The 12355-nt window shown below is 72.3% G+C and carries 10 protein-coding genes and 1 riboswitch; of the genes, 8 read left to right on the plus strand and 2 right to left on the minus strand.

Features of this window, described 5'->3' with window-relative positions:
• The first annotated feature begins 44 nt into the window (after nt 1–44).
• A complete protein-coding gene (gene metK, locus KXC43_RS22240; protein WP_221378048.1) occupies nt 45–1235 on the plus strand; it encodes a methionine adenosyltransferase in 1191 nt (396 codons plus the stop codon).
• 99 nt (nt 1236–1334) lie between these two features.
• Nucleotides 1335–1958: a hypothetical protein gene (locus tag KXC43_RS22245; RefSeq protein WP_221378049.1), complete on the plus strand. Its 624-nt coding sequence runs from the start codon at nt 1335–1337 to the stop codon at nt 1956–1958.
• A gap of 510 nt (nt 1959–2468) precedes the next feature.
• Here the strand turns inward: KXC43_RS22245 and KXC43_RS22250 are convergent.
• Nucleotides 2469–4766: a primosomal protein N' gene (locus KXC43_RS22250; RefSeq protein WP_221378050.1), complete on the minus strand. Its 2298-nt coding sequence runs from the start codon at nt 4764–4766 to the stop codon at nt 2469–2471.
• A gap of 273 nt (nt 4767–5039) precedes the next feature.
• Here KXC43_RS22250 and KXC43_RS22255 point away from each other — a divergent pair, with 273 nt between their 5' ends.
• From KXC43_RS22255 to KXC43_RS22270, 4 genes are read left to right on the plus strand one after another with little or no spacing between them, the layout of a single operon-like run.
• Nucleotides 5040–6266: a cytochrome P450 gene (locus tag KXC43_RS22255; protein ID WP_221378158.1), complete on the plus strand. Its 1227-nt coding sequence runs from the start codon at nt 5040–5042 to the stop codon at nt 6264–6266.
• A 41-nt stretch (nt 6267–6307) separates the two neighbouring features.
• Nucleotides 6308–6865 carry a peptide deformylase gene (def, locus tag KXC43_RS22260; protein ID WP_221378051.1) on the plus strand — a complete coding sequence of 186 codons (558 nt, stop codon included), beginning with the start codon at nt 6308–6310 and terminating at the stop codon, nt 6863–6865.
• Nucleotides 6866–6870: 5 nt separating this feature from the next.
• Entirely contained in the window at nt 6871–7797 is a 927-nt protein-coding gene (gene fmt / locus KXC43_RS22265; RefSeq protein WP_221378159.1) for a methionyl-tRNA formyltransferase, read from the plus strand.
• 45 nt (nt 7798–7842) lie between these two features.
• Nucleotides 7843–9315 carry an RsmB/NOP family class I SAM-dependent RNA methyltransferase gene (locus KXC43_RS22270; RefSeq protein WP_221378052.1) on the plus strand — a complete coding sequence of 491 codons (1473 nt, stop codon included), beginning with the start codon at nt 7843–7845 and terminating at the stop codon, nt 9313–9315.
• 58 nt (nt 9316–9373) lie between these two features.
• On the opposite strand, the gene KXC43_RS22275 is transcribed toward KXC43_RS22270, so the two are convergent.
• Entirely contained in the window at nt 9374–10237 is an 864-nt protein-coding gene (locus KXC43_RS22275) for a septum formation family protein (RefSeq protein WP_221378053.1), read from the minus strand.
• A gap of 135 nt (nt 10238–10372) precedes the next feature.
• On the opposite strand from KXC43_RS22275, the gene rpe reads away from it, so the two are divergent.
• The gene (gene rpe / locus KXC43_RS22280) at nt 10373–11041 is read left to right on the plus strand and encodes a ribulose-phosphate 3-epimerase (RefSeq protein WP_221378054.1); all 669 of its coding nucleotides are present in this window, start codon (nt 10373–10375) and stop codon (nt 11039–11041) included.
• Nucleotides 11038–12045 (plus strand): GGDEF domain-containing response regulator, encoded by a 1008-nt coding sequence (locus KXC43_RS22285; RefSeq protein WP_221378055.1) that lies wholly within the window; start codon nt 11038–11040, stop codon nt 12043–12045. Before rpe ends, KXC43_RS22285 begins: the two co-directional genes overlap by 4 nt.
• 108 nt (nt 12046–12153) lie before the next feature.
• Nucleotides 12154–12339: riboswitch (FMN riboswitch) on the plus strand.
• Nucleotides 12340–12355: the final 16 nt, after the last annotated feature.

Here is a 12355-nt window from a genome sequence, read left to right on the forward strand (position 1 = left end):
TACACTTCCGCGTTACGTTGTATTCGACAATTCTGAGGAGCACCGTGGCACGCCGCCTGTTCACCTCCGAGTCGGTCACGGAAGGCCACCCGGACAAGATCGCTGACCAGATCAGCGACGGCATTCTCGACGCCCTGCTGGCGCAGGACCCCCGCAGCCGTGTCGCGGTGGAAACGCTCATCACGACCGGCCAGGTGCACGTAGCGGGTGAGGTCACCACCCAGGCGTACGCCGACATCCCGAGCATCGTGCGTGACACGATCCTCAAGATCGGGTACGACTCGTCGAAGAAGGGCTTCGACGGCGCGTCCTGCGGCGTCAGCGTCTCGATCGGGTCGCAGTCGCCCGACATCGCTCAGGGCGTCGACAGCGCGCTCGAGCTGCGCGAGGGCGACAGCGAGCACGTTCTCGACAGCCAGGGCGCCGGCGACCAGGGCATGATGTTCGGCTTCGCGTGCTCCGAGACGCCCGAGCTGATGCCGCTGCCGATCGCGCTGGCCCACCGCCTGGCCCGCCGGCTGTCGGCCGCCCGCAAGGACGGCACGATCCCGTACCTGCGTCCCGACGGTAAGACCCAAGTCACCATCGAGTACGACGGGCTGCGCCCGGTCCGCCTCGACACGGTGGTCGTCTCGTCGCAGCACGCGGCCGACATCTCGCTCGAGTCGCTGCTCACGCCCGACATCCGCGAGCACGTGATCGCGCCCGAGCTCGAGGGCCTCGGCCTCGACACCGAGGGCTACCGCCTGCTGGTCAACCCGACCGGCCGCTTCGAGATCGGCGGCCCGATGGGCGACGCCGGCCTCACCGGCCGCAAGATCATCGTCGACACGTACGGCGGCTACGCCCGGCACGGCGGCGGCGCGTTCTCCGGCAAGGACCCGTCCAAGGTGGACCGTTCCGCGGCCTACGCGATGCGCTGGGTCGCCAAGAACGTCGTGGCGGCCGGGCTGGCCGAGCGCTGCGAGACCCAGGTCGCGTACGCGATCGGCAAGGCCCACCCGGTGTCGCTGTTCGTCGAGACGTTCGGCACTGAGAACGTGCCCGTCGAGCGCATCGAGAAGGCCATCAACCAGGTCTTCGACCTCCGCCCGGCCGCGATCATCCGGGACCTCGACCTGCTGCGCCCGATCTACCAGCAGACGGCCGCCTACGGTCACTTCGGCCGCGAGATCCCCGAGCTGCTCTGGGAGAGCACCGACCGCGCTCAGGACCTCAAGAACGCCGCTGCCTGACCCGTTCCGTGAAGCCGGCGCCTCCGCGAACCGCGGGGGCGCCGGTTTTTGTGTCACACGTGGTTACCGGGTCGCCGGAGCCTTCAGTAATGTGCCCGCATGGGTGATGATCTTGACGATGGCCTGCTCACGCGCTGGGGTGCGGCCGGGGCGGACGATGTGCAGCGGATCGAGGCCGCCGACTGGCGCGAGTGGCCCGCCGAGTTGTCCCTTTTCGACGACCGGGACGAGGCGGTCCGCGTCGCACGCGACAAGCTGGTGCCCGCGGAGGGCTCGGGCCACGTCCTACGGGTGCAGACCCGCGACAACGAGCCGACCGGCGTGATCGTCGAGGAGGCGGACTGGCGCGGTCCGGTGCCGGAAGCCGAGTTCGCCGACGGCCCGAACCTGCCGGCAGCGTGGCGGGCGTACCTGCGGTCGTCATCATGGCTGCGGCGCGGCTGGCTGCCGTCGGGCAAGTACGTGTGGCTGTACCCGCCGGCAGAGGCCCGTCAGCTGCTCGCCATCTGGGAGACCCAGAGCACGCACCCCGGCATCGCCCTGATCGGCGGCGACGGCGGTCTGGAGAACTTCGTGCTCGACCTCCGCCAGAACCCGGCGCCGGTGCTGCTGGTCAGCAACGCGAGCGAAAGCTGGGACGACGCCGTCGTGCAGTCCGTGGACGTCGAGTCGTTCATCGCCCGCGTCGAGGACGGCACCTTCGACCTGACCTGGACCGACTGACTGCATCCGCTCGCTGGCCGGCGAGGTGAGGTCACAGCGCGAGCTGGCGGGCGGGGACGCCGGTCGTTTCTGCGAGGTGGTGGCGGGGCGGCCGGGGTGGGGGTTGTCGCGTACGTCGGTCGGGCGTGGCGGGACGCGGGCCGCTTCTGCGAGGTGGTGGCGGGGCCGGCGTGGTGGGTTGTCGCGTACGTCGGTCAGGCGTGCCTGCGCGGCAGCGCTTCGGCAGGCACGACAGGGAACTGGCGGGGCGCGGAGCGGAGTGGTCGGGCGAGGTCGAGGCGCGAGCCGTTGTTCGAGGTGCCGCTGCGGCCGCGGTGAGGTTTGCGGCGTGGGCAGCCAAGCGAGGTGCCGGTGCGGAGCGCCCACGGGAGGCGTGGCGTGGGCTGGCCAGTCGCGGTTCCGGTGTGGGTATCCACGGGAGGTGTGGCGTGGCCCGTTGTGCGAGGTTGCCGCACTGCCCCCAGGCGCAGGGCCGAACATCGGCCGGATGCGGTGTTGGCCGGTGCGGAGTCAGAAGAGGGCGGACGGGTCGATCTCGATGCGGACGGACAGTGCGGCCTTCTTGGCGCTGCGGACCGCGGCGGTCTCGTGCAAGGCGTGGGCCAGGGCGGCGGCTTGGCCGCGGGGGACGCGCAGCAGCATGCGTTCCTGGTCGTCGTCGGCGGGGACGGGGCCCAGCAGTTCGGTGTCGTCCGGCAGGCGCGCGATGTTCAGGAACTCGGACAGGGCCTCGGCCTTGCCGGTGAGGCTGGCCATGCGGGCCGCGGGCGGGAAGGACAGCTCGCGCCGCTCGGTCAGCTCGCGCAGGGCGAACCACGCCGGGTCCCAGCGGATCAGCGCCTGGACCGGCGCCAGGGAGCCGTCGGCGACGACGACCACCTTGCCGCCGGCGGCGGCCGGACGGGCCAGGGCGGCCGCGTTCAGCCAGCGGCGCATCGTCTCTTCGGCAGCGCGCAGGTCGGAGCGGGTGAGCAGGGCCCACGTGTCGAGCAGGAGGACGGCGCCGTAGCCGGCTGCGGCCACCGGCTCGGCGCCGGGGGTGGCCACGACGACGGCGGCGTCGGCCGGGACGGTGTCGAGGATCTCGTCCTTGCCGGAGGTGCGGATCGGGACGCCGGGGAAGGCACGGCCCAGCTCCTCGGCGGTGCGGCGGGCGCCGGTGATCGAGGCCCGCAGGCGACGGCCGCCGCAGGCCGGGCACGAATAGTCCGCGGCTGCCCGGCCGCACCAGTGGCAGGTGGGAACGTCGCGGGCGCCTTGCAGGCCGAGCGGCCCGGAACAGTGGGGGCAGCGCGCCGGCGTGCGGCACTCGGCGCAGGCTACCGAGGGCAGGTAGCCGCGCCGTGGCACCTGGACGAGCACCGGGGCCCCCGACTGAAGTGCCCCCCGTGCGGCCTGCCAGGCCAGGCTGGGCAGGCGGGCGGTCGCGGCGCCGGGGTCGCGGGCCAGCTGGGGGTCGTCGCCGGTGGGGGCGATGGCCGGGGCGTGGGCGCGCAGCACGTCGCGGGCGGCGCTGATCTCACGGGCCCAGCCGGTCTGGAGCAGCAGCTGGCCCTCGCCGGTGCGGGCGAACCCGGCGACCAGGGCGGCGCAGTCGGCCAGCTGGGCGCGGGTGAGCAGCACCTCGCGGGCGTGCGGATACGGCGAGCGGGGCTCGGCGTGCAGGTCGTCGCCGTCGTCCCAGATCACGACCAGGCCGATCTTGGCCACCGGGGCCCACATCGCGGCCCGCGTGCCCACCACGACCGGCACCTGGTGACGGCTCGCGGCCAGAAACCGGCGGTAGCGCTCGGCGGGACCCAGCGCGGCGTTGAGCGCGACATGCCGCCCCGGCCCGAGTACGGCTTCGAGCGCCCGGTCGACCCGGTCGAGGTCGCGCGCGTCGGCCACCACGATCACCACGCCCCGGCCGCCGCGCACGGTCGCTTCGGCGGCCTCAGCGATCCGCCGCGACCAGTCCTCACCGGGCAACGCGCCCCACACCGCCCGGGCGTTGCGCCCGTCGGTCAGCGCCTTGAGAAACGCCGCACCGGCCACGTACTTGCCCCAGCCACCCGCGTCAGGTGGGTGTGAAGACGCCGCCCCGGGCGGGCGGGCGGATGCGGCTTCGGTCGCGTGGGCAGAGGCCCCGTCGAGGTTGTGGGAGGCCGGTGGGGCGGGCTCGCCGGGCGGCGCCGCTTCGGGCGATCGAGCGGACGCCCCGTCGAGATTGCGGGAGGTCGGCGGGGCGGGCTCGCCGGACGATGCCGCGTCGGGCTCGTGGGCGGAAAGCCCGCTCGCGGAAGGCGCGTCGGGCTCGGGCAGAGAAAGCCCGCTCGCGGAAGGCGCGCCAGCGGAAAGATCGGAAGGCGCATCGGAGTCGGGCGAAGTGGTGCCGGCGGGTTCCTCGGACGGCGTGGCTGGGCCCGGGGACGCTTTCGAGGGCTGGGCCTCGACCCGGGCGTGACGTGGGGGGACGGCGAGGCGCAGGACGTCGCTGAGGTTGCCGGCGTAGCGGTCGGCCACGGCCCGGGCCAGCTGAGCCACCTCGGGGTCGAGAACCTGCTCGGACGAGACGATCTTGTCGAGGTAGGCGAGCTTGCCGCCGTGGGGCGAGGACTCGGCGCGTTCGAGCAGGAAGCCGCTCACGAGCTGGCCCGCGAAACGAACCTTCACCCGTACACCCGGTTGGGCCGCCTCGTCGTCGGTGGCGGCGACCAGATAGTCGAACGGCCGGTCGAGGTGGGGGAGCGGCACGTCGACGCAGACGCGGGCCACGGGAAGCCGCTCGGCCGGCTCCCGCTCACTGCGTCCACTCTTCGTCGCCATCGCCGAACATTCTGCCCGGCGCCTCCGACAATTCCCGCCGCTCCCACCCGCTCGGCTCGGCCTCGGCGGAAAACGATCTTCCGGGGTGCCACCGCCTCCCCCGCCCGCCCAAGGGATTGGGGGGAGAGTAGGCGAATGTCAAGAAGGGCGGGCGTCGTCGTCCACAGGCGGGTTTCATCGTCGGCGTGGGAGGCGGCGTTGTGCACAGGCGGCGCGTCCCGGATGGACAGCGCGCGGTAGAACGTAGGCGTGACGACGATCGATGGCGGGACGATGGACGCGGGCAAGGCCGTGGCCATGCTGCTCGACCCGCGCGCCAACCATGAGCCCGTTCCCGCCTACGCCGCCCTGCACCGTCACGGCCCTGTGCTGCGGGTTTCCGGCGGTTACTACTTCGTCTCGGGTTATGCCGCTGTCGCCGCCGTCCTGCGCGACCCGGCCATGGAGGCCTACGACGCCAAGCGCCTGGACGCGCAGTGGTCCGACTGGCGGGACAACCGGGCCGTCGCCCTCTTCGCCGATTCGATGCTGCGCACCAACGCGCCTCAGCACACCCGCATGCGCCGACTGGCCGCGGGCGTCTTCACGGCGCGGCGGGTCTCCGCTCTGCGCGAGGTCATCGCCACGCAGGTCGACGAAATTCTCGACGCGCTGCCGCCGGGGGAGACCGACCTGGTGAGCCATCTCACCTATCCGCTCCCGATCGGGGTGATCACTGCCCTGCTCGGTGTGCCCGCGGCCGACCGGGGCCGCTTCCGCCGTCTGGCCGAGGCGCTGACCGCCGTGCTCGAGGTGCGCTGGACCGAGGAGGATCGCCGCCGCGCCCACGAGGCCGCGCTCGAACTCGAGGAGTACTTCACCTACCTGGTGGCCCGGCGCCGCGCCGAGCCGGCCGACGACCTGGTCACCGCCCTGGCCGCGGCGCACGACGCGGGCGGCGAGCAGCTCACCGGCGAGGAGCTGATGGGCAACCTCGTGCTGCTGCTGGTGGCCGGCTTCGAGACCACGACCAACCTGCTGGGCAACGGCATCGTGCTGCTGCTCGACAATCCCGCGTACGCGAAGCAGCTTCGGCAGGATCCGGAGCTGGCTCCGGCGTACGTGGAAGAAGTGCTTCGCATCGAGTCGCCGGTGCAATTGACCGAGCGGTACACGTCGCGCCCGACTGTGGTCGGCGGCGCCGAGCTCCCGGCCGACGCCGAGCTGGTGCTGTTGCTCGGCGCGGCCAACCGCGACCCGGCACGGTTTCCCGACCCCGACAAGTTCGACCCCTTCCGTACGGACCTCGCCCCGCTCTCTTTCGGGGCCGGCGCTCACTACTGCCTGGGCGCACCCCTCGCGCGCCTGGAAGCTCAGATCGCGCTGCCCGCCCTGCTGCGCCGCTTCCCCGATCTCGCCCTCGCCCAGCGCCCCACCCGCCGGCCCCGGATGAACCTGCGCGGGTGGTCCTCGCTGCCCGTGACGCTCGGCACTCGGCAGACCGGAATGAGCACTCCGTAGACTGGTCAGGTGCTGAGCCGAGATGTCAGGAGTCTGCCCGCGTGACCGTCCAGTCCATCCGTCTGTTCGGCGATCCGGTGCTCCGGACGCCGGCCGACCTCGTCGTCGACTTCGACAAGGAACTGCGCACCCTGGTCAAGGACTTGACCGACAGCATGCTCGACGAGGGCGGCGCCGGCCTGGCCGCCCCGCAGATCGGCGTCGGCCTGCGCGTCTTCACCTTCGACGTGGATGACGTGGTCGGCCACATCGTCAACCCGGTGCTGTCGTTCCCCGACGACGAGGAGCAGGACGGGCCCGAGGGCTGCCTGTCGATCCCGGGCATCTACATCGACACCAAGCGCCGCCAGAACGTCGTGGCCGCCGGCTTCAACGAGCACGGCGACCCCATCCAGATCGTCGGCACCGGTCTGATGTCGCGCTGTGTGCAGCACGAGACCGACCACCTCGACGGCGTGCTGTTCCTCGACCGGCTCGACGCCGCCGCCCGTAAGGACGCGATGAAGCAGATCCGCTCGGCCGAGTGGTACGACGCCGGCCGGCCGCCCACGATCAAGACCAGCCCGCACGGCCGGGGCCTGTTCGGTCTGGGGCGGTGAGCGGGTTGCGTCTGGTCTTCGCCGGCACGCCGGCCGTCGCGGTGCCCAGCCTCGACGCCATCGCCGCCTCGGGGCACGAGCTGCTGGCCGTGGTCACCCGGCCCGACGCCCCGGCCGGGCGCGGCCGTCGCCTCGTGCGTTCGCCCGCCGCGGCCTGGGCCGACGAGCGCGGCATCGAGGTGCTCACCCCGGAACGTCCGCGCGAGCCCGAATTTCAGGAGCGGCTGCGGGCGCTCGCGCCCGATTGTGTGCCGGTGGTGGCGTACGGGGCCCTGGTGCCCCCGAGCGCTCTCGAGATCCCCAAGCACGGCTGGGTCAACCTGCACTTCTCGCTGCTGCCCGCCTGGCGCGGCGCCGCCCCGGTGCAGCATGCCGTGCTGCACGGCGACGAGGTGACCGGCGCGAGCGTGTTCGAGCTCGAGGCCGGGCTCGACACCGGCCCGGTCTACGGCACCCTGACCGAGACCATCCGTCCCACCGACACCTCCGGCGACCTGCTCGGGCGGCTCGCCACCGAGGGCGCCGGCCTGCTCGTGGCCGTGCTCGACGCGATCGAGGCCGGCACGGCCCGGGCACACACCCAGCCGGCCGACGGCATCTCGCTCGCGCCCAAGCTGACGGTCGACGACGCGCGCATCCGCTGGAGCGACCCGGCGTTCGCGGTCGACCGGCGCATCCGCGCGTGCACCCCCGCCCCCGGCGCGTGGACGACGCTGCGCGAAGACCGGCTCAAGCTGGGCCCGGTGCGGCCGGTGGCCAACGCGCCCGCCCTCGCGCCGGGCGACCTGCTCGTCGAGCGCACCCAGGTGCTGGTCGGCACGGCCACCACGCCGGTCGCGCTCGGTGAGGTGCGGGCGGCGGGCAAGAAGCCCATGGCCGCCACCGACTGGGCGCGCGGCCTGCGCGTCCAGCCGGGAGAAAAACTTCAGTGACCAGCACAGCGCAGTACGGGGCATCCAGCCCGGAGAGAAGCTTCAGTGACTGATCACAAGGCAGACCGGCCGCACGGCTCGGGGCGTCCGCGTCGGCCCGGCGGGCCGGGTTACGACCGCGACTCGCGTACGGGCCGGGGCCCGCGGGCCGGTCGGCCGCCGTCCGACCCGGCCCGTCAGGCCGCCTACGAGGCCATCGCGGCGGTGCACCGCGACGACGCGTACGCCAATCTGGTGTTGTCCGAGATCCTGCGCGACATGCGGCTCGACGGCCGGGACGCGGCGTTCGCGACCGAGCTCACCTACGGCACGCTGCGCGCGCTCGGCACCCTCGACCTGATCGTGGCGGACGCCGCCGGGCGCGAGGTGGCCCGCATCGACCCGCCGGCCCGCGACGCGCTGCGGCTGGGTGCCTATCAGCTGCTGCACACGCGGGTACCCGCCTTCGCCGCCGTCAGTCAGACCGTCGACCTGGTGCGCTCGGTCGCTCCCGGCGCGGCCGGTTTCGCCAACGCGGTGCTGCGCACGATCGCCGAGACGCCGCTCGACAAGTGGCTCGAGAAGCTGGCGCCGTCGTACGACGAGAACCCGATCGGCAACCTCGCCGTGCACCACAACCATCCGGAGTGGGTGATCCGGTCGTTCGCCGAGTCCCTCGGCGGCGACTTGGCGGACACCACGCGCCTGCTCATCGAGGACAATCAGCCCCCGGTCGTGCACCTGTGCGCCCGTCCCGGCCGGGTCGACGCGGTCGAACTGGCCGATGAGGTCGGCGGGGTGCCCGGGGCCTTCTCGCCGTACGCGGTCTATCTCAACGGCGGCTCCCCGCGCGAGCTGGCCGCGATCCACGACGGTCGCGCCCACGTGCAGGACGAGGGCAGTCAGCTGGTCGCCGCGGCGCTGTTGGCCGCCCCGCTCGACGGGCAGGACACCCGCTGGCTCGACCTGTGCGCCGGCCCCGGCGGCAAGGCGGGCCTGCTGGGCTCGATCGCCGCCGCACGGGGCGCCGAGGTGACGGCCGTCGAGGTCGCCGAGCACCGGGCCCGGCTGGTCGAGCAGGCCACCAAGGGCATGCCGGTGACCGTCCTGCCGGTCGACGGCCGTTCGGTAGGCCGCGAGACCGGCCTGCCCGAGGGGGGTTTCGACCGCGTGCTGGTCGACGCGCCCTGCACCGGCCTGGGCTCGCTGCGGCGCCGCCCCGAGTCGCGGTGGCGCCGGCAGCCGGCCGACCTGCCGCCGCTGACCAAGCTCCAGCGCGAACTGCTGGTGGCCGCCCTGCGGGCAGTACGCCCGGGCGGCGTTGTCGCGTATGTGACGTGCTCTCCCCACATGGTCGAGACCCAGGTGACGGTGACCGAGGGTTCCCGGCGCAGCGGAGTCGACGTCGATTTTGTCGACGCCCGCCCGCTGCTCCCGCCGGGCATGCCGGGCCTCGGCAACGGCCCGACGGTGCAGCTCTGGCCGCACCGCCACGGCACCGACGCCATGTTCCTGGCAGTGCTGCGCCGCACCAGCTGACGGCCTGGCGATAGCCGCACCAGCTGACGGCCTGGCGACAGCCGCACCAGCTGGCGGTCTAGCGGTAGACGTAGTGGATTTTCAGTTTGCGGGTGCCGGCATTCTTGTAGGTGCCGGTCATCCGCTCGCCGTTGAGCCAGAGGAAGCAGCGGACGGCGCGGTCGCCGAGCTTCCACGAGGCGTTGTCGGGCGGGAAGCCGAGCCAGCCCACCCGGTTGCGCACGCTGCCGTTGTCGGGGATGCCGGTGAACTTGGCGATCGTGCGGTGGCAGCCCTTCTCCATCTCGCCGGCGGTCAGCGCGGCCGCCGACGCGCGCTTGCTCTCGAAGATGCCGGCGAACTCGGCGGTGTGCGCCTTGGCGCAGGCGACCGGGCGCATCGCGGCGACCCGTTCGCCGACGACCGACGGGTCGGCGCACGTCATGCGGACCTTGCCCGCGCCGGCCAGCGAGCCCTTCAGGCTGCCCGAGCGGCGCACCAGGTCGCCGTCGACCGGGGACGTCTCGACCAGATCGCAGCGGTACCACCGGGCGCCGCCGGTCCACGCCTGCGGGCTGGGCAGCACGGGCTGCAACACCAGCCAGCCGGTGCGCCAGTCGCCGCCGAGGAACGTGGTGACGCGCTTCGAGCACTCCCGGAACGCGCGGCCCTTCCGCTGCCCGGCCGGCAGATCGGGCAGATCGGCGATCGCGACCGTCTCGGCCACGTGCGGGCCCCGGCATGCGACCGGCGCGTAGTCGTCGATCGTGCCCTGTTCGACCACGTCGGGATGGCACTGCGCGGCGGCCGGACGGAACTGCTGCGCCGCGGGCGGGGCCGGCCAGCCGTTCGTCAGGTCGCCGTCGACCCCGCCGGGCAGGTCGGAGCAGCCGGCCACGGCGAGCGTGAGGACGCCGGCCAGGGCCGCCACCCATCGCCGCATGTCGTTCTCCCGTCCCGGTCCCGCCAAGGGGCGTCACTCTATCGGTTGGTTCCGCCCGGGCTCGGCCTGGCGTGACGGCCGGGGTTATCCACAGGCGGGACGAGCGAGGGCCGCGGAAGTCATAGACTTTCTGCCGTGACACCATCGCCGATCATCGCCCCCAGCATCCTGGCCGCCGATTTCGCCCGCCTCGCCGACGCGGTGCACGCGATCGAGGGCGCCGCCGACTGGGTGCACGTCGATGTCATGGACAACCACTTCGTGCCCAATCTGACGATCGGCCTGCCGGTCGTGCAGAGTCTGCGCAAGGCGACGTCCATCCCGTTCGACGTCCATCTGATGATCACCGATCCCGAGCGCTGGGCCCCCGGTTACGCCGAGGCCGGCGCCCACAACGTCACGTTCCACGCCGAGGCCACCGACGACCCGGTCGCGCTGGCCAAGACTCTGCGGGCCGCCGGGGCCAAGGCCGGCCTGGCCATCGACCGCGACACCGCGGTCGAGCCCTACCTCGACCTCTTGCCTCATGTGGACACTTTGCTCATCATGACCATCAAGGCCGGTTTCGGCGGGCAGAAGTTCCTGCCCGAGATGCTCGACAAGGTGCGCGAGGTGCGCCGCCGCATCGATGCTGACAGTCTCGAGGTGCGCCTCGAGGTCGACGGCGGCATCGCGGCCGACACCATCGAGCGGGCCGCCGAGGCCGGCGCCGACGCGTTCGTGGCGGGCACGGCGGTCTACGGCGCGCACGACCCGGCCGAGGCCATCGGCAAGCTGCGAGCTCTCGTGGAAGGAGCGGGATGAGCACAGGGGTCGCTGATCCCCAGCACGATGATCTCGGTCCCGAGCCCGAGGACCGTCCCGACCTGATCCTGGTCGTCGACGACGATCAGGACATCGCGAGTTTTGTCGAGTTCAACCTCAAGATGCACGGCTACGAGGTGATCCGCGCCCGCGACGGTGAGGACGCTCTCGAGCTGATGGAGACCCAGCGCCCCGACCTGGCCGTGGTCGACTGGATGATGCCGCGCATGGACGGCGTCGAGCTGACTCGCCGGCTGCGCGCCGAGCCGCTCACCTCGGCCCTCCCGGTGATCATGCTGACCGCCAAGAGCATGACCGTCGACAAGGTGGTCGGTCTGACCGCCGGCGTCGACGACTACCTGGTCAAGCCGTTCGACACGGCTGAGCTGATCGCGCGCGTGTCCTCGACGCTGCGCCGCAACAAGGAGTTCCGCGAGGTCTCGCCGCTGACCGGGCTGCCCGGCAACGCCCGGGTGCGGCGCGAGATCGCCGACCGCATGAAGGCCGGCGGGGAATACTCGGTGGGCTACATCGACATCGACCGGTTCAAGAGCGTCAACGACGTGTACGGCTTCGACCGCGGCGACGAGTTCATCGGCGCTCTCGCCCGCAGCCTGCACCGCGCGGTGGCCTCGGTCGGCAAGCCCTCCATCTTCCTGGGCCACATCGGCGGCGACGACTTCGTCTTCATCTGCACGCCCGACCAGGTGCTCCCGCTGACCAAGCGCACGGTCACCGACTTCGAGCAGACGGCCGACCAGCTCTACGACGACGTGGACGCCAAGCGCGGCTACATCGAGGTGCCCGACCGCCGCGGCAACAAGAACCGTGCCGCCTTGGTGACGCTCTCGATCGGTGTCGCCCAGGCCACCGTCGAGGGCCGCCGCTTCACCGACCCGCGGGTGGTGATCGGCGTGGCCTCCGAGATGAAAAAGGTCGCCAAGTCGCAGCCCGGCTCCTACGTGGCGATCGACCGCCGGCGGGCTGACGGGGCCGAAGCCTGAGGTCACGGGTGGTGCCCGTGTTGTGCGTTCAAGTTAAGCACCTGTGACATGGCTCGCCCGGGGGGTGGCAAAGTCCCGGAGTCGTGTAAAACTCGGGGGTGACCCACCACGCGCTGGCGGGACTCGGTGAAATTCCGAACCGGCGGTGATCCGATCATCAGAAGTGATTCTGACGATCGGTAAGCCCGCGACCCGGACGTCGTTCTGCGACGGACGGTGGACCTGGTGAGACTCCAGGGCCGACGGTTGATCAGGCGCCGCCTGGTCAGACAGTCCGGATGGGAGACAGCGCGTCGGCATCGGAACGAGG

Source organism: Paractinoplanes polyasparticus, from assembly GCF_019710575.1.
Classification (GTDB): domain Bacteria; phylum Actinomycetota; class Actinomycetes; order Mycobacteriales; family Micromonosporaceae; genus Actinoplanes; species Actinoplanes polyasparticus.

Coding starts and splice junctions, on each gene's coding strand:
- KXC43_RS22245 (WP_221378049.1), top strand. CDS start 1,335: ATGGGTGATGATCTTGACGATGGCCTGCTCACGCGCTGGGGTGCGGCC.
- KXC43_RS22250 (WP_221378050.1), bottom strand. CDS start 4,766: ATGGCGACGAAGAGTGGACGCAGTGAGCGGGAGCCGGCCGAGCGGCTT.
- KXC43_RS22255 (WP_221378158.1), top strand. CDS start 5,040: ATGGACGCGGGCAAGGCCGTGGCCATGCTGCTCGACCCGCGCGCCAAC.
- KXC43_RS22275 (WP_221378053.1), bottom strand. CDS start 10,237: ATGCGGCGATGGGTGGCGGCCCTGGCCGGCGTCCTCACGCTCGCCGTG.
- KXC43_RS22285 (WP_221378055.1), top strand. CDS start 11,038: ATGAGCACAGGGGTCGCTGATCCCCAGCACGATGATCTCGGTCCCGAG.